Annotated in this window: 13 protein-coding genes and 3 pseudogenes; 8 read left to right on the top strand and 8 right to left on the bottom strand. The window is 69.0% G+C overall.

The genetic code is table 11. The features are described from left to right. The first annotated feature begins 18 nt into the window (after positions 1–18). The 4 genes and pseudogenes from ACH4YL_RS37190 to ACH4YL_RS37175 all read left to right on the top strand — a co-directional run bounded on the left by ACH4YL_RS37190 (position 19) and on the right by ACH4YL_RS37175 (position 5,883). A complete protein-coding gene (locus ACH4YL_RS37190; RefSeq protein ID WP_398511964.1) occupies positions 19–1,518 on the top strand; it encodes a GDSL-type esterase/lipase family protein in 1,500 nt (499 codons plus the stop codon). 1,155 nt (positions 1,519–2,673) lie between these two features. Then, positions 2,674–3,027: a hypothetical protein gene (locus ACH4YL_RS37185; protein ID WP_266486143.1), complete on the top strand. Its 354-nt coding sequence runs from the start codon at positions 2,674–2,676 to the stop codon at positions 3,025–3,027. Positions 3,028–3,325: 298 nt separating this feature from the next. Then, positions 3,326–4,852 carry an NF041680 family putative transposase gene (locus ACH4YL_RS37180; RefSeq protein ID WP_398511945.1) on the top strand — a complete coding sequence of 509 codons (1,527 nt, stop codon included), beginning with the start codon at positions 3,326–3,328 and terminating at the stop codon, positions 4,850–4,852. A 160-nt stretch (positions 4,853–5,012) separates the two neighbouring features. Next, a pseudogene (locus ACH4YL_RS37175) lies at positions 5,013–5,883 on the top strand (IS5 family transposase). 133 nt (positions 5,884–6,016) lie between these two features. Here the strand turns inward: ACH4YL_RS37175 and ACH4YL_RS37170 are convergent. Then, positions 6,017–6,766, bottom strand: coding sequence for a hypothetical protein (locus ACH4YL_RS37170; protein ID WP_398511944.1), 750 nt, complete (start codon positions 6,764–6,766; stop codon positions 6,017–6,019). 918 nt (positions 6,767–7,684) lie between these two features. Then, a protein-coding gene (locus ACH4YL_RS37165; protein ID WP_398511943.1) for an IS5 family transposase occupies positions 7,685–8,502 on the bottom strand; the annotation gives its coding sequence in 2 pieces (ribosomal slippage) (positions 7,685–8,145 and positions 8,145–8,502; 819 coding nt in all). Between the two features lie 472 nt (positions 8,503–8,974). On the opposite strand from ACH4YL_RS37165, the gene ACH4YL_RS37160 reads away from it, so the two are divergent. Next, positions 8,975–10,054, top strand: a complete 1,080-nt coding sequence (locus tag ACH4YL_RS37160; RefSeq protein ID WP_398511942.1) for a hypothetical protein — start codon at positions 8,975–8,977, stop codon at positions 10,052–10,054. Between the two features lie 265 nt (positions 10,055–10,319). Here ACH4YL_RS37160 and ACH4YL_RS37155 read toward each other — a convergent pair whose 3' ends face one another. Together ACH4YL_RS37155 and pstS are read right to left on the bottom strand one after the other, a co-directional pair. Further along, complete coding sequence (locus tag ACH4YL_RS37155) at positions 10,320–10,487, bottom strand: hypothetical protein (RefSeq protein WP_398511941.1); 168 nt, start codon at positions 10,485–10,487, stop codon at positions 10,320–10,322. Between the two features lie 316 nt (positions 10,488–10,803). Continuing rightward, positions 10,804–11,691, bottom strand: a pseudogene (gene pstS, locus ACH4YL_RS37150) (phosphate ABC transporter substrate-binding protein PstS); the annotation flags it as partial. Between pstS and ACH4YL_RS37145 the strand changes: the two are divergent. Both ACH4YL_RS37145 and ACH4YL_RS37140 read left to right on the top strand, forming a co-directional pair. Then, positions 11,644–11,763: pseudogene (locus ACH4YL_RS37145) on the top strand (WD40 repeat domain-containing protein); the annotation flags it as partial. The pseudogenes pstS and ACH4YL_RS37145 overlap by 48 nt on opposite strands. Before the next feature lie 9 nt (positions 11,764–11,772). Continuing rightward, positions 11,773–12,414 (top strand): WD40 repeat domain-containing protein, encoded by a 642-nt coding sequence (locus ACH4YL_RS37140; RefSeq protein ID WP_398511963.1) that lies wholly within the window; start codon positions 11,773–11,775, stop codon positions 12,412–12,414. Between the two features lie 412 nt (positions 12,415–12,826). Here ACH4YL_RS37140 and ACH4YL_RS37135 read toward each other — a convergent pair whose 3' ends face one another. Then, the gene (locus ACH4YL_RS37135) at positions 12,827–13,204 is read right to left on the bottom strand and encodes a VOC family protein (protein WP_398511940.1); all 378 of its coding nucleotides are present in this window, start codon (positions 13,202–13,204) and stop codon (positions 12,827–12,829) included. Positions 13,205–13,517: 313 nt separating this feature from the next. After that, entirely contained in the window at positions 13,518–14,111 is a 594-nt protein-coding gene (locus ACH4YL_RS37130; protein WP_398511939.1) for a TIGR03086 family metal-binding protein, read from the bottom strand. Between the two features lie 108 nt (positions 14,112–14,219). On the opposite strand from ACH4YL_RS37130, the gene ACH4YL_RS37125 reads away from it, so the two are divergent. Further along, positions 14,220–15,662: a PLP-dependent aminotransferase family protein gene (locus tag ACH4YL_RS37125; RefSeq protein ID WP_398511938.1), complete on the top strand. Its 1,443-nt coding sequence runs from the start codon at positions 14,220–14,222 to the stop codon at positions 15,660–15,662. Here the strand turns inward: ACH4YL_RS37125 and ACH4YL_RS37120 are convergent. Together ACH4YL_RS37120 and ACH4YL_RS37115 are read right to left on the bottom strand one after the other, a co-directional pair. Next, positions 15,659–15,826: a hypothetical protein gene (locus ACH4YL_RS37120; protein WP_398511937.1), complete on the bottom strand. Its 168-nt coding sequence runs from the start codon at positions 15,824–15,826 to the stop codon at positions 15,659–15,661. The genes ACH4YL_RS37125 and ACH4YL_RS37120 overlap by 4 nt on opposite strands. 147 nt (positions 15,827–15,973) lie before the next feature. Beyond that, a complete protein-coding gene (locus ACH4YL_RS37115) occupies positions 15,974–16,117 on the bottom strand; it encodes a hypothetical protein (protein ID WP_398511936.1) in 144 nt (47 codons plus the stop codon). Positions 16,118–16,636 lie beyond the last annotated feature (519 nt).

The raw sequence follows: 16,636 nt of genomic DNA, 5'->3' as shown, positions 1-16,636 counted from the left end.
AAGCGGGCCATCACGGTCATGCCGCTGGGCGACTCCATCACCGCCGGTGTGGGCAGCTCCACCGGCGCCGGCTACCGGGCGCCGCTGTACGACGACCTGAAGCGGGCGGCCAAGTCGGTGGACTTCGTCGGCTCGCTGCGCACCGGCGCGATGCCCGACGGCGACAACGAGGGCCATCCCGGCTGGCGGATCGACCAGATCGCGAAGGCCGCGGACTGCTCGGTGCCCGCCCAGCGGCCCAACGTGGTCACCCTCCACGCGGGGACCAACGACCTCAACCAGAACCACGACGTCAAGGCGGCACCCGCCCGGCTCGGGAGCCTGATCGACCAGGTGCTCGACGATGACCCGGAGGCGACCGTGCTCGTGGCCGATCTCGTCCCGGCCACCAAGCCCGGCCTGCAACCGCTGATCGACGCTTACAACGCCCAACTCCCTTCCGTGGTGGGCGGCTTCCGCGACCGCGGCAAGCACGTCGCGCTGCTCGACATGAGCGCGGTGACCACCGCCGACCTCGCCCAGCCCGCCCACCCCAACGACACCGGCTACCGCAAGATGGCGGACGTGTTCCTGGACGGCATCGCCCAGGCCGCGGCCGACGGCTGGCTGGAAGACCCCCGGAGCGGCACCGGCAAGGGCTGCGGCTCGGCTGACGACGACGGCAGCAAGGCCGGGCCCGGCTGGGAGGCCATCGGCGTCATCGCCCCCGGCATGAACACCTGCACCGGGCGCACCGACCTGGTCGAGATCAACGGCGACGGCCGCGCCGACTACGTCAAGGTCGGTGACGACGGCTCGGTGTGCGCCGCCTTCAACACCCCCGGGGCGGACCTGCTGCACCCACACTGGGTCAACCCCACGCCCGGGCGGGGCCTCTTCCCGCCGATGGGCCCGGCCGGCTTCGGGGCCGGCGTACGGTTCGCCGACGTCACCGGTGACGGCCGCGACGAGTACCTGTACGTCAGCCCGGAGGGCGCCGTGACGGCCTGGCTCAACGACGGCCGGCAGGGCGACGACGACCAACTCCCGTACTTCGGGCGCAACCTGGGCGTCATCGCCCCCGGAGTCCGCGGGGCCACCCGCGAGCAGATCCGCTTCGCCGACATCAACGGCGACCGCCGCGCCGACTTCCTGCGCGTCACGGAGACCGGGGCCGTCGACGCCTACGTCAACACCCCCGACAGCGACGGCACCATCCACTGGAAGGAGTGGCTGAACTGGGCCGGGGGCGTCCAGGGCGGTTCCCGCGACAAGCTGCGGCTCGCCGACGTCAACGGCGACCGCAAGGACGACTACCTCATCGTCGGCAGCACCGGGGCCGTCCACGCCTACATCAACAACGGGGGCGGCGGCGCGGGCAGCTTCATCAAGGAGCTGTACTTCGTCAACGAGACCGGCTACCCCGGTGACAAGACGACGTTCCGCGACGTCGACGGCGACGGCAAGGCCGATTACGTCGTCATCTACGACGGCGGGGCGATCCGCGCCTGGCACAACCGCGGCGGCAACACCGGCTGACCGCCGTCAAGGGTCGCTGGTACCCCCGGGCCCGGACGCGCCACCGCGTCCGGGCCCGGGGCCGTCTGAGCTGTCGGGTCGGGTCGGGGCCGTCGCAGCGGTCAGCCCGGCTCACGACATGGCTTTGTAGGGACACATCGGAGCAATCCGGTGGATATTCGCTGCAACCGGTACGGTCCCCCTGATCACAGCAGGCGAAACGCGCAGGTCTTCGCCAACCCCCGCAACGGCACGGCCGGCACGCTGAGGGCGAAGGACCGGCCGTACCGGCTCCGGATGACGTTCTGGGCCTACGGCGCGGTCGAGCTGGACGCGGTCCCGTACCTGCCCGGCGGGGCGACCCATGCGCAGACCCTCGCGGCGGCGGCCGGGTCCCCACGTCGGCTGCCAGTCGGGCGACTGCGTAGTTGCGAGCGGCCGGGCCGAACTTGCGGCAGGTCACCAGCTCCTCGCGCCATCCGGCGAACACCGCCAGCGCACCGGCCCGGCCGGTCCGCGTCGAAGGCTTGGCGCCGCGAAGCATCTTGCCGAAATAGACGTCGGCGTCGGCCGGCTCCATCTCGGAAGTCGGTGAAGTAGGCGGAGGGCCGCCGCTCGATGACGGCGGCCTGCTGGGTCGGGTACAGCTGTGCGAACTTGCTACCCAAGGCAGGGATGCGGGCTCGAACGGCGTCAACCCGGGCCAGGGCAAGCACCGAGGCCATCGCGGGCTCCAGGAACCCGGAGGCGTCGGTGGGGTCGCTATCGGGTCCTTACGGGCTACGGCTCCGGTGTGCCCTTGGATCCGCCGTTCGAGGTAGAGGAAGCGGGCAGGGACGCCTGGCCCGGCACTTTCAACCCCGGGGACCCTCGCTTCTGCATGATCGTCGTTTACGCGGCCGGCCGGCGCTGGGACCTCGCCGTGCCGAAAGTCGATCTCCAACTCGTGCGCGCAGCACTCGCTGCGGCGAACCGGCCCGACATCCCGCCCGAGTAGGTTCCGTATCGCCGTAGGGCGCCACCGCGTCAAGCGGGCGTAGCGCCCAAGTGCTGTTCGGAAACGGGCTTTGAGCTTGTTCTTTATGGTCTGCCTGGTCACAACAGTAGGCTGCCGGGCACCGAGATGTCGGAGGTCGGCAGGAGACCCCGCACCGGCCGGAATGAGTCGAGGAGCCGATGCAGCGACGGCGGGCAGTCTCTCCCGAGAAGCGGTACGAGCAGCTGGTCGCGCAGTTCGCGGAGCTGGACGGGGTGACCATCCCTGGCGATGAGCCGGGACGGGAGGGAAAGTTCGGCGCTGCTGCGCTCAAGGTCGGCGGGAAGATTTTCGCGATGCTCGCGCAGGGCCGTCTGGTGGTGAAGCTCCCGCGGGCCCGGGTCGACCAGCTGGTGGATGCCGGTGAGGGCGAGCGCTTCGACCCGGGGCACGGGCGGCTCATGCGCGAGTGGCTCAGCCTGGACCCCGGCTCGGAGCTCAGCTGGGACGCACTGGCTCGTGAGGCCCTGGACTTCGTCAACCCTACCCACTGAGCCGCACAAGGACGGCTTCCCAACTCAGGCGACCCGCAGGCCGCCGATCTGGCGGCAGCGCGTAGCGATCGTGGGCTCTCAGCTTGTTCTTATCAAGGACGGACCTGCCTACGGCGGTCATTGACGCCGGACGCTCCACACAGCAACCGTGGTCTCTAAGCTTGTTCCTTATGGTCTGACCTCGAACGATGCCTCGAACGCACTCGCTCGTATGAGGATTCTGGGGACGTGAACACGGCCTTCGTCTGATCCTGTGCTCCGACCAGAGGCACTTGATCAGTACAAAGGCCGTGGGGGAATGAGTCTGCTGCAACCTGACGTTCGGCGGGAAGCGTTCGCGGTGGCGTCACACTTCCGGGACGACTTCTTCGACTGCCTGCCCATGCGCGGGGACACGCTGTTCGAGCTGACCGACGCGTTGCTGTGCGCGGACGGCCCGGTGACCACGCCGGTGGACCTCACAATGACGGCCGAGCACCGGCGCGGGCACGGCGCGATGTACGACGCGCTCAACTGCGGGAACGTGGATGTGCCGCAGTTGCGGCAGGTGCTGGCCGGGCTGCCGCAGCCCGAGGCCGCCGACGGGCGTCTGGTCCTGGCGGTGGACGTCACCCACTGGCTTCGGCCGGACGCACCGACCAGCCCGGACCGCTTGTTCTGCCACGTCTACGGCCGCAGCGGCCGGTCCTCGGACCAGTTCGTGCCCGGTTGGCCCTACTCGTTCGTCGCTGTGCTGGAGTCGGGCCGGACCTCGTGGTGCCAGATCCTGGACGCGCTGCGGCTGGGGCCGGCCGACGACGTCGCCGAGGTCACCGCTGCCCAGGTCCGCCGGGTGGTCGAAGACCTCATCGACATGAGCCGTTGGCAAGCGGGTGATCGCGACATCCTGGTCGTCTTCGATGCCGGCTACGACGCTCCGCGCATGGCCCATCTACTGGAAGGACTGCCGGTGGAAGTCCTGGGGCGGATGCGCACGGACCGAGCGATGCGCAAGCCCGTCCCGGTCCCCTGGATCTCGCCGCCGCAAGGCGGGCGCCCGCCGAAGCACGGCAAGGAATTCCGCTTCGCCAAGCCCGACACCTGGGGCGAGCCTGATGCCGCGACGGTGCAGCTCACCGACCGCTACGGCACCGCTCGCGCGATGGCCTGGGATCGCATCCATCCTCGTCTGACCACCCGCTCCGCGTGGATCGACCACACCGGCGAACTCCCCGTCATCGAAGGCACGTTGATCCGTCTGGAGGTCGACCGCCTGCCCGGCGGACACGATCCACTCCCCGTCTGGCTGTGGTCGTCGGCAACCGGTCTGTCGGACGAGGGCGTCGACCTGCGCTGGCAGGCGTTCCTGCGCAGATTCGACCTGGAACACACTTTCCGGATGATCAAGCAGACGCTGGGCTGGACCCGCCCAAAGCTCCGAACCCCCGAGGCGGCGGACCGCTGGACCTGGCTGGTCATCGCGGCCCACACCCAACTTCGCCTCGCCCGGCCGCTGGCCGCTGACCTCCGCCGCCCCTGGGAGAAGCCGGCCGAGCCCGGCCGACTCACCCCCGCCCGTGTCCGCCGGGGGTTCAGGAACCTCCGCCCGAACTTGCCCTGCCCGGCCCGTGCACCGAAACCCAACCGGCCCGGTCCCGGCAGACCGCTCGGCTCGAAGAACCGTCACCCCGCCACCCACTACGACGTGGGTAAAACGGTCAGGCGGCCCGAGACCATCGCCGAACGTGACCAGGTCAGACCATTAAAGAACAAGTTGAGAGGTCGTTTTCATCTTGAGTGCGGTGCTCTAGGTCATTTGTGCAGCGTCGCGGTGTGCTGCTGGTGAGTCTGTGGAGGCGGTTCTTCTTAGTGAGGCTGGTGGTGTGACGGCTGGGGTGGAGGTGTGCTTGCGCCTGTCTCATTCGAGGGCGCCCCGGTCTGTCCCGTGCTTCGACGCGGCAGGAACGCCTGGGCGCACGCCCCCCGGGCGGCGGTATGCCCGGGTCATGACGGAACGTCGCGCGTATCCGAGTGATCTGTCCGACGCCCGCTGGGAGTTGATCGAGCCGGTGCTGTCCGCCTGGCGTTTCGAACGCCGAGGCCGGGCCCTGGACTTTCGGTCGGCCGCCACGGCATGACCTGCGCGAGATCATGAACGCGATCCTGTACGTGGACCGCACCGGATGCCAATGGGCCTATCTCCCGCACGACTTCCCACCGCATCAGATGTGTACGGCTACTTCGCCAGGTGGCAAAAGGGACGGTGTTTTCGCCTAACTCAACGGTCTGCTGAGGGAGTTGGTGCGCCAGCAGGAAGGCCGCGGTGCCGCCCCGTCCGCCTGCGTGATCGACGCGCAGAGCGTCAAGACCTCCACCAGTGTCCCCGCGAGGAGTCAGGGCATCGACGCGGGCAAGAAGATCGTAGGCCGCAAGCGCAGCATCATCACCGACACCCTCGGCTTGCTGCTGGCGGTACTGGTCACCGCGGCCGGCGTCCAGGACTCCACGGCCGGCCGCACCCTGCTGGAACAGGCTGCCGCCGATCACCCTGGCCTGCGCAAGGTCTGGGTCGACGGCGGCTACCGCAAGCACTTCGTCGAGCACGCCGCCACCCTCGGCATCGACCTCGAAATCGTCCAACGCACCCCCGGGACCAGGGGATTCGCCCCGATCCCGAAGCGGTGGGCGGTGGAGCGGACCTACGGCTGGCTGATGCTGCACCGCCGCCTGGCCCGCGACTACGAAACCCACCCACACCGTTCCGAAGCCATGATCCACGTCGCTATGACCGCCCTGATGGCCCGCCGTCTCACCGGAGAGAGCACCATCTCCTGGCGAGACCCGACACCAGCACACCAAAGCCGCATTCAGGGATGAAACAACAGGATGAAACGACCTCTTAGGTGAGCTCCTACAGCACGCCGAGGGGCCTTGTCCTCCCACTGGTCGACGACTTCTGGGCAGCCGATGACCAGGCCCCCACCGTGTTCGACAGCTCCGACCGTCACCCTCACAGTGAAGAGATGCCACGGTCCGCCCCGCCGGCGATCAGGCCCGGCAGCAACGGGCCCGCCAGTTCGCTCCGCGCATCGGTCGTCGGCTCACCCGGGGTGATGGGTGTGGGGCTGCCCGTCGGCGAGGCGCTGGCGTCGGCACTTGTCGTAGGGCTCGGGGCCGGAGTCGGCGGCGGCAAGGGCGCCTGGCTCGGGCGGCCGGAGGACGGGCCGGGGGTCGGCCTGGCCTTGACCGGCGGCGGACTGGCGGGGGCCGGGGACGCCTGTGGGGCGGGTGATTCCCGCTGCGTGGACGTCGTGTCGGGACGCCGAGTGACACCGCCGTTCCGGTTGCGGGCCGTTCCTCTGCCCGGGTGTGTGGCCGGACGTTCCGGTGCAGGCGAGGCAGTCGGCGGTTTCCTGGTGTCGTGGGCCTGGGGCTCGTCCGGGGTTGCCAGCTTCGGGTTCGGTGCCGCTTGTGGGAGCCCTGCGGAGTAGTGAGGCACCAGCGATGCGGAGGCCAGGCCGCCGAGCACGGCGAAAGTGGCCGCGGCAAGAGTCCGAACGCCGTGCTGCTTCCAGCGAGGCGAGCCGTGGCGTCGGTCCTCGGGCACGTCGGCGGCGACTGAGGCGCGCGGGACCGAGGGGGTATGGGAGGAGGGAACACCGCGGGGCTCGGCCGAGTCCCGCCCCTCACCGAAGAGGACCTCCATCGCCGCCGTGTCGACCTCCGGAGCGCCGCTACCCCAGTCGCTGAGCGGTGCCATGCCGTTGTCGTAGGCCCCGCATTCCGGGCACGTCACCGCGCCGTTGAGGGTGCGGCGGCAAGGTACGCAGTAGTCCATGGGATCGACCGCTCAGTGGGACAGTCGCCGGAAGGAAGCCCGGTTCCCCGACCCGGCCGGGCAACCGGCCTGAGTCGCAAGGCGGCGCTGGGCATTGTGCAGCAGGATCCTTGGCATGTGCGAACCTCATTCACTCGCCGGTCTGCAGGTTGGGCACCTGTCGTCGAGGTCTACGGGTCGCGGCGTGTCAGTTGTTCAATCCGCGGCTGAAAAGTGGGACAGGTAACTCCGCGAGGACTTTCGTCGCTCGGCGGATCCCCGACTCTGCTGCCCAATCGCACTCAACGCGCCATGTTGCACAAGAAGCTGAGCGCCAGAGTGGCCAACTGAAGGGGTCTGACTGCGCTTTCATTTGCGCCGTGAGGCGCTGTTGGTTCGAGTGGAGGTGGAAGACCTGCACCAACTCCCTTTCGCAGCAGTGGGGTTGAAGCTGAGGGCAGCCTGATCCGGGTGATGCCGGGGAGGGTGAGAGCGGCCCTGACAACGCCGGGTCGTGTCCAGTACTGCCAGATGGGGCGGGTCCGGCAAGCGTGGTGGAGAGGAGTACGCGAGGAACCGGCGTTTTACGTCTCTCAATCGGACACCGGCTCGAACCTGGTGGATCAGGGCCGGAAGCGGTGCGTATGCAGGTCATCCCTTCGGGTGGTCTGCCAACTTCCGGAGATGCCCCGCCGAATGGCGGAGCTCCGGGTCCTCGGGGCCGGGTACTGGAGATGCAGACCAAGCTTCACCGTTGGACGGTGGCCGATTCCGGCCGCCGGTTCGATGACCTGTTCAACTTCGTGAGATCGCGGTGCACGGTCGAAGTTCTGGAGAGGGTGAAGAGCTCGCTTAGAGGTCCTAACAAAGGCGTTGGACGTGTCGGTGGGTGATGAGGCAGGTGGCGAGGCCGAGGAAGGCTTCATGAATGTCGTCGCGTCGTTCCCAGCGGATCCGCAGTCGGCGGAAGCCGTGCAGCCAGGCGATGGTGCGTTCGACTACCCAACGGAAGACGCCCAGGCCAGAGCCGTGTGGTTGTCCTCGTTCGGCGATCACGGGACGGATGCCGCGCTGCCACAGCAGTCGGCGGTACTTGTCGTGGTCGTAACCGCGGTCCGCGAGGAGTGCGTCGGGTCGGCGTCTGGGCCTGCCGACGGCACCGGCGACAGCAGGGATCTTGTCGAGCAGGGGCAGGAGTTGGGTGACGTCGTTGCGGTTGCCGCCGGTCAGAGACACCGCGAGCGGGATGCCCTGACCGTCGGTGAGGACGTGGTGCTTGCTGCCCGGCCGTGCGCGGTCGACCGGGCTGGGACCGCTTTTGGGCCCCGCCGAGCGGCCCTGACGTGGGAGGAGTCGATCACCGCCCGTGACCAGTCCAGCTTCTTCGCGGCCCGTAGCTTCTTGAGCAGCACCAGGTGCAGTTGGTCCCACACGCCGGCTTCGTTCCACGCGGCCAGGCGCCGCCAGCAGGTCATGCCCGAGCCGAAGCCCAGCTCCTGAGGCAGGTACTCCCACTGGATGCCGGTGTGCAGCACGAACAGGATCCCGGACAAGGCTTGCCGGTCCGGTATCCGCGGCCTGCCCTCGACCAGCTTCGGACCCGGCTCGGGCAACAACGGCTCGATGAGCGACCACAGTTCGTCCGAGACGATCCACGGCCGCGACTCCCTCTTCCCCACGACAAGACCAACGAGCAACCAGACCGACAGTCACACGAACGACAGCTTCTGTTAGGACCTCTTAGAGCCTCAGGCACCTGGACCGCAGCTACACCACCTGGGGCAGGCATGAGGGGCGGGGTGCCTGGCGTCGACCTGGCCCGTCGTCCGGGGCTGGATCGCCGCGCCACCGGACCGAAGACGGCCAGACGCCGGCGTGCCGTGCGACCGCTTCCTCCTGGGCTTCTTAGCGCCAACCACGGTTCCGTTGATCCGACCGCCGCCGGTTGCATCGGATACGCACGCCGACGCAGTTGTCGCAGATGCCGGAGTCGTTCGAACCGCTGGGCATCACCTTGAGCCACCAATCGGGGTGAGTTTCGCGCCGTTGACAACGGCTTCGGCGTTTCACGGGCGTTCGAGATGGCTGGCCGCCTTTAGTGCACTTGTGATGGCACATCTCTATTCCCGACCACGATCTGCGCGTTGCCTCATGGCTGGCGTTCTGGGCGGCGTGGCGCTGGCGCTCGGTATGCTGACGGCCCTAGCGACCGCGGCAGCCGACGGGGGACTCTCGATCACGGGACCGGAGTCGGCGAAGGTCGAGCTGGACGATCACGGCAAACGCGACCACCTCCACGGACCTCTGCCGCTCGTGATCTCCAATTCCGGACCGGCGAGCGTCACACCGGTGATTGCGGCGTATCTCGATGCCACGGGCGGTGAGAACGACCAGGTCTGCACTCGGACCGGTGCCGTCATGGCCTTGCAGACCGGCCAGGCGAAGGCCCTCGGCGTCAACGAGGCCAGAGCCGTGGTCATTGACCTGGTGGTACCCGAGGAATGCGTGGGCCGAGAGGGCACCCTCGTCCTTTCGGCGTCGAACACCCCTCCGGCGACGACGAGGTTCACTCTCACCCGGGGAGCCGAACGCGAGCCGGAGTACACCGCCGCGCTCATGGCTGCCGCCGCTCTCGCTCTCATCGTCTGTTTCCTGATGATCGTGCCGGCCAATTTCTTCGGCAAGCCGCAGAAGGGCTGGGAGGAGAAGCCGCTGGACATCGACTCCCCGTGGTCGGTCAAGGACAGCTGGCTGACGAACATCACCGCGCTGGGAGCGCTTCTTGGCACGGTGCTGAGCACTACCGGCTTCCTGGCGGACTGGCTACCGGGCGTTTCCCTTAGTCAGTTCCTAGGGATGAATCTCCTCTACGGCGGGGTGATCCTCTTCGCCCCCATCGTCTACTCCGCATCGTGCTACTGGGGCTGGCCGGAGCAGGAGGACGAGAAGGGGAACGTTTCCAGGCGCTTCAAGCCCGTCGCCCACGGTTGGGGCCTCGTGGTTGCCGCCTACGCCACGCTGTTCGGTGTCTTCGGCCAGCTCGCGACCATCGTGGTGCTGATCGTCTCGGCAGCCGCGGACCAGGGGACCAAGTGGACCCTGTACGTACTCGTCGCCGTGGCGGCCGCCTTCGTCGGCCTGTACTCACTGCGATTCGTGCGGGGAGTGCTCGCACCACGTCCAGAAGATGGGATCACACCCTCCGCAGGGCAACGGTCCGCAGTGCTCTGACTGCCGACGCCGGGCCTTCCTCGCAAGCCGGGCCACTCCTCCTGGTCGTTCGCCCTCACAGGGCTCGGGGCGCTCCGCCTGGACCAGCGACTGGGCCGGAATCCCAGCTCGGACGCCATGGGACAACTGGTTTCGGCCGTTAGCTGGGGCGAATCGGTCATGACGCCAGGGCTGTCGTGTGCCCGTCCGGGAGAACGACCCCAGAGGGCCGGGCGGCCCCGGGCATCCTAGAAGGCGACGTGATAGTCCAAACGCGCCTTCCCCTTCACGCGGAGGTGAGCTCCGCCCTCGGGGCATCGGGGGCGGGTGCGGGCGCGGTGACGGCGACAGCTGGTGTAGCGACCGCTGCTTCGGGTGCGGGCACGGCGACGGGGGTGGCGATTGCGGCGACGATGGCGAGGACGGCGGTGGCGCGCAGGGTCCACTTCAGCATGGTGAGGCTCCGATCTCGGCGTGTGATGGCATGCGCCTTGATCGTCGCCACCTATCCGGTGTCCGGGCATCGTCCGAAGGTCGCGACCGCATCCGCCCCACGGGGGAGGGGGGTCGCCGCGCGGTGCCTCCCGTCCTCGTGAGCATCGACGCTGGGCAGGTCGGACCGCCTCCCGAACTCGTGAACAACCACTGTCACGAGCTGGTGAACAAAACCAACGGGGCTCAGTCCGCGGGGCGTGGGGGCGATCCTGGATCGCGTGCAGCGCGACTGCTATCTGTCCGCGCCAGTTGGTGTGGGGCATTGGGGCGCGGGGTCAGGCGAGCGTCGCGATGACCGCCCGGACCTTCTCTGCAAGATGGGCGGGGAGCGGGACGTAGCCCTGCTTCAGCGGAGAGGCTTGGCCGCTTTCGCTGACGGTGTAGTGCAAGAAAGCCTTGAGGGTCTTCAGGCTGGTGGGCTTGTTTCCCTTGTCGCAGACGATTGCGTAGGTGACGAGGCTGATTGGGTAGGCGCCCTCGGCTTTGGTGGTGTAGTCCAGGGCCAGGGCCAGGTCCTTGCCGGTGCCCTTGATCTGGGCGGCGGCGATGGCCTTGGAGGCGTTCTCGGACGTGGCCTCGACCGGGGCGGCAGCGCCCGTCGCGATGCTCACGGTCGGGATGGACTGCGAGGTCGCGTAGGAGAGCTCGAAGTAACCGATCGAGCCGGCGACCTGCTTGACCTGCGCGGCGACACCGGAGGAACCGGACGCGGCCTGGCCACCCGGGGCCGGCCACTTCTTCTCGGCCTCGTAGGGCCACTCGGCCCTGGCGGTGGAGCCCAGGTACTTGCCGAGGTTCTGCGTGGTGCCGGAGTCCTCGGAGCGGTGGAAGGCCTGGATCGCCGTGTCGGGCAGCGTGACGCCCTTGTTCAGCGCGGCGATCGCCGGGTCGTTCCACTTCTTGATGTCGCCCTTGAAGATCTTGGCGACGGTCGGAGCGTCCAGCACCAGCTTCTCGACGCCGGGGACGTTGTAACCGATCGCGATCGGGCTCGCGGACATTGGCAGGTTGATGGCACTGCCTCCGTCGCAGACCTCCTTGGACTGCTCGGCCTCTTCCGGCTTCAGGGCAGCGTCGGAGCTGGCGAAGGCCACGTCCTCGCCGCGGAGGAAGTCCTGGATGCCGTTGCCCGAGCCGACGGCGGAGTAGGTGATCGTGGTGCCCGGGACCGGGACGTCGCCTTCAGCCCGGACGGCACGCTACTGGCCACCGCGAGCGAGGACACGACGGTCAAATTGTGGTCCGTGCGCACCGGAAAGCCGGTCGGCGAGCCGCTCACCGGACACGAAGAGGCCGTGAACGGCGTGGCGTTCAGCCGCGACGGCACGCTGCTCGCCGGCGCGGGCACGAACCAGACCGCGGTGATCTGGGACGTGGCCGCGCGAAGGCAGTACGGCACGCCCTTGCGCCGCCACACCGGCGAGGTTCAGGACGTCGTCTTCAGCCCCGACGGCACGCACCTCGCCACCGCCAGCTCGGACCACACCACGCGGCTGTGGGACGTCGCCTCCCGCAAGCAGCGCGGCAGGCCGCTCACCGGAAACGGGGACGCGGTCAACGACGTGGCCTTCAGCCCGGACGGGCGCGAACTCGTCACGGCTGGCGCCGACGGCTCCGTACGCAGGTGGAACGCCGAAACAGGCCGCCAGACCGGCCCCGGCCTGACCGGACATCAGGGGCAGGTCTGCGCAGTCGCCTTCAGCCCTGACGGCCGACTCCTCGCCTCCGCCGGTGCCGACGGCGTGGCGCGTACATGGAGGCCGGACTTCACTCAATGGGCCGACTACGGCTGCCGACTGGTCAACCGGAATCTGACGCGGGCCGAATGGGAGCAGTACGCCTCGGGTGTCGCCTACGAAAGCGTCTGCCGTCACCTGTCACGCTGACTCCGATCTCTTTCGCTTGCCGCGGTACACGTCGGCCCTGAATCCGGCGGAAGGGCGTGTGGTCGAACCTCACTAGGTTTTCAACTACTACCGTGAGGTGCGTTCGGTCAGATGATCTGGGGCATGAGGGTTGGCGCGCGCGGTGACCCGCTGCCGCCGACAATGGCGGGGCGGCGGAATTCTGCTCGGTCGGTGCAGGACAGTGGTGAAGGCGTCAGCGGACCCGGCAACGGTCATCGCGATGCAGCAGGGCGAGCACGCTGAGCGCTCGTCATGCCGAACGCGTGGTAGGAGGATGGCGCACCGCCCGGGCCGTGCGCGACGGTGGGGCCAACCCGCCCGCATGGGGCGCGTCGTGGGATTGTGAACGTGGGACCGGCCGGGGCCTCCCACGGCAGGTCGATCGTACTGATCACTCGGGTGGGGTGGCCTCGCCCTGCCAGAAGTTCCACTGGTATCCCCAGGGATCGGTGATGGTGAAGGTCCGGGGCCCATAGGGCTGGTCCGTCGGGGGCTCCACCTCGGTGTCGGCTGCGGCACGAACCCGCTCAAAGTATGCATCGACGTCGTCGACATGCACGATGAGGATGGCGTTTTTCCCGTCGTCGCTCGTGCCGCCACCGCTGACTCCGATCTTCGTCGGTCCGGCATAGATGTCGGCTTCGAATGTCCGCCCAGAGTCGTCGCGCCAGCGGACCGCGCCGGTGAAGCCCAAGACTCGCTCCATCCACTCCAGCGCGGCGTCCGCGTCGTCGTACCGCAGGTAGGGGGAGACGCCTTCGATCGCCATCTGTTGCTCCTTCGGGTATGGGAACCGGCTGCACCCTATGACTAGCGGCCTTGCAGGCCTGAACATATGCGTGCGTGTGGAGGCGTTGCTTGTACGAATACCAAGCGGGGTGGGTAGGGAAGGCCGTTGCGCTAGTGGTGAGCGCAGGGACCGATGGCGCTTCGGGCAACTCGCGTAGCGGCCGCAGGGGACGTGCCGACGGCGGTGGGGGTCGCATTCGACGGTCCTGCCGCCCTCACCAGCTACGACCAGCTCTGCCGTGCCCCACGGCCGAATGACCCAATCTTGTCATGGAGGCATCAGACACGGCTGCTCAGCATGGCCCCGGCGTCCAGGACGGATCGCGGCCGAGCAGTGCGAGCAGCCGGTGGTCCGGCGACGCGTCGTCGGGGACGGCGATCCGCCGGCGGAACGCGGCACCGGCGCCACGGCCCTCGTCCGGGACCTGGGCGGCGACGCGCAGCGCGGCGGTGGTGAGTTCGGCGGCGGGCTCCCAGGGGGCGCCGATCGCCACCGCAACGTCCCAGGCGTGCACCACGTAGTCGAGCAGATGGAAGCCGATCGCGATCCGGCCGGGGACACCGAAGCCCTTGCCCACCTCCGGCAGCGCGAACCGCCGCTCCGGCACGTCGTCTTCCGCGAACGCCGCGGCCACCTCGTCCGCCGACGCCTCGTACGTTCCGGCCGGATCGTCGCCGAGGTCACCGTCGCGCCATACCGCCCACGGCTCGCCCACGCCGCGGGCGGAGGCAGCGAACCCCTCGTTCTGACTGACCAGATGGCGGAGCAGGCCGTACACGGTCCAGTCCGCGCACGGCGTCGCCAGCCTCAAGTGATCGGCCTTCACCCGGGAGACCACTTCCCCAGTGAGCAGCAGCGCTTGGCGGTCCAGCCGTCGTATGTCCATGGCCGGAGCGTAAGCTCACTCAGAGGCTCAGCTCCAGAGCCAATAACCCGCCAAGTGATTGAGCCAATAGGCAAGCCGAAAGCCAAGAGGCAGCAGCCGAGAGCCACGATGGACGTTCACGTCACGCTCGACGGGCACCGCGACCTGTCCGGCCAGATCTACCGCCAGCTGCGCACCGCGATCCACGACGGGCTGCTGCGGCCCGGCGATCCGCTGCCCCCGACCCGGCAGCTGGCCCACCGCCTCGCGGTGGCCCGCAACACCGTCGGCGTCGCCTACGAACGCTTGGTCGCCGAGGGCTACGCGGACAGTCGGGTCGGCTCCGGGACCTACGTGCAGGCGACAGGTCTGCCCTCCCGCGACGCCGCGACAACCACCGGTACCACCGACTCCGGACTGCGCCCGCGCGCCGTATGGGCGGGCCTGTCCCCGTGGGCGGGCCCAGAGACCTCCGGACCGACCACGGCGGCCCACGACTTCCGGGTGGGCTTGCCGGATGCCCGGCTCTTCCCGTACGACGCTTGGCGTTCCCTGGTCGCCCGGGAACTGCGCCTCTCGGCAGCCGGAGCGGCCGGATACGGCGATCCGGCCGGTCACGCCGGGCTGCGGGCCGCGCTGGCCCGGCACATCGGAGTCTCCCGCGCCGTCCGGACCGGCCCGGACGATGTGCTGGTGACCACCGGCACGCAGCAGGCCCTTGACCTCATCGGGCGGGTGCTGCTCGAACCGGGCGACCGGGTGGCCGTTGAAGACCCCGGCTACCCGCCGGCCCGGCTGCTGTTCCGGTCACAGGGCGCTGAGGTCACAGGCATACCGGTGGACGCCGAGGGCCTGGTGGTGGACGCCATCCCGCCGGACACCCGCGCCGTGTACGTCACCCCCGCCCACCAGTTCCCGCTCGGCATGCCGATGTCCCTGCGGCGCAGAACGGCGCTGCTGTGGTGGGCGCGGCGGCACGGTGCGGCGGTGATCGAGGACGACTACGACAGCGAATTCCGGTTCGGCGGGCGGCCGGTCGAGACGCTTCAGAGCCTCGACCAGGCTGGACACGTCATCTACGTGGGGTCGTTCTCCAAGGTGATGTCACCCTCTCTGCGCATCGGTTTCCTGGTGGCGCCCGCCCCGCTGCGCACGGCGCTCCGCGCCGCCAAGTACACCACCGACTGGCATACGCCGGTCCCGACGCAGGCGGCGCTCGCCCGCTTCGTCGACGACGGGCTGCTCGCCCGGCACATCCGCCGGATGCGGCACACGTACGCGGCCCGGCACGAGATCCTCACCCGGGCGCTCAACAGCCACTTCGCGGACCTGGCCGAGCCGGTGCCGTCCTCCGCGGGCCTGCACGTGACCGCATTCACCCGAGGCGACCTCGCCGACCCCGCCACCCTCGCGGACCGAGCCGGCCGGGCCCGGGCGTCAGGCGTGGCGGTCTACACCCTGGCGGAGGTCGCCAGAAACCGCTCCGCACGCCCGGGTTTCGTCTTCGGCTACGGGTCGATCAACGCCCCGGACATCGAGCCGGGCCTGCACCGCCTGCTGCGGCCCGCCTAGTGTCCTGGTCCGGAGATCCTGTCGCAGTAGCGGCAGATGCGGTCGATGATCTGGTCGGCTGTCTTGGTCCACGTGAACGGCCGGGCGGTGTCGTTCCAGGTCTTGATCCAGTCCTCGAGCGCGGTCTTGAGTTCGTTGAGTGAGCAGAAGACGCCGCGTTCCATACAGCGCCGTTCCAGCTCGGCGAACCAGCGTTCGACCTGGTTGATCCAGGACGAGTGCGTCGGGGGTGAAGTGCAGCTCGAAGCGGGGATGTTCCAGCAACCAGCGATGCACCACCGGTGCCTTGTGGGCGGAGGGGTTGTCGCAGATCACGTGGACCGCCAGGCCAGGCCGGGCTGGGTCTGGCGGTCGATCTCGCCCACGAGGTCACGGAAGTCGACCGCGCGGTGCTGGCCGGGACTTTTCCCGATCACCTTGCCGGTAGCGGTGTTCAGCGCGGCGAACAGGTCCACGGTGCCGTGCCGGATGTAGTCGAAGCTGCGCCGCTCCGGCGTGCCCGGGACCGACGGCGGTGCCGCGGGTGCGCGTGGATCCTCGCCCGGTCCTCGCCGGTTCGGGCCTGCGCAGGTGTGCGCCGCTCGGGGCGCCGGGCGACAGCGCAGATCGCCACCCGCCGGACGGCACTGCAGCCGTGCCGCCGCCGCGGTGGCACCCGGGATGCTGCGGGAGCGGCGGACCCGGGTGCCCGCGGGTCCCGCCGCATGCCCAGCCTCGCCGCCAGACCGAGGCGCCGCCGGTCACCCTCGCAGCCGCCTGAAGATCAGCGCACTGCCATCGCCGTTCGGAACGGCGACCATCGACGCTGAACGGCAAGCAGACTCCACACCCCATGCCATAGCCCTGCCACCTGCGAAAAGAGGTTCAGACACAGCTTCTGAGCCAGCTTGCCCCGGGTGGTGAGAGTCTCGGGGTGGTCCGGGCCCAGCACCCGCCGGTTGGCCAGCAGATAGTCCAACCCCTCCGCGGCGCTG

It is taken from the genome of Streptomyces sp. NPDC020681, assembly GCF_044334895.1.
In the GTDB taxonomy this organism is placed as follows: domain Bacteria; phylum Actinomycetota; class Actinomycetes; order Streptomycetales; family Streptomycetaceae; genus Streptomyces.
The sequence above is the reverse complement of the archived record's forward strand: the minus strand, read 5'-3'. Positions and strand labels throughout refer to the sequence as shown.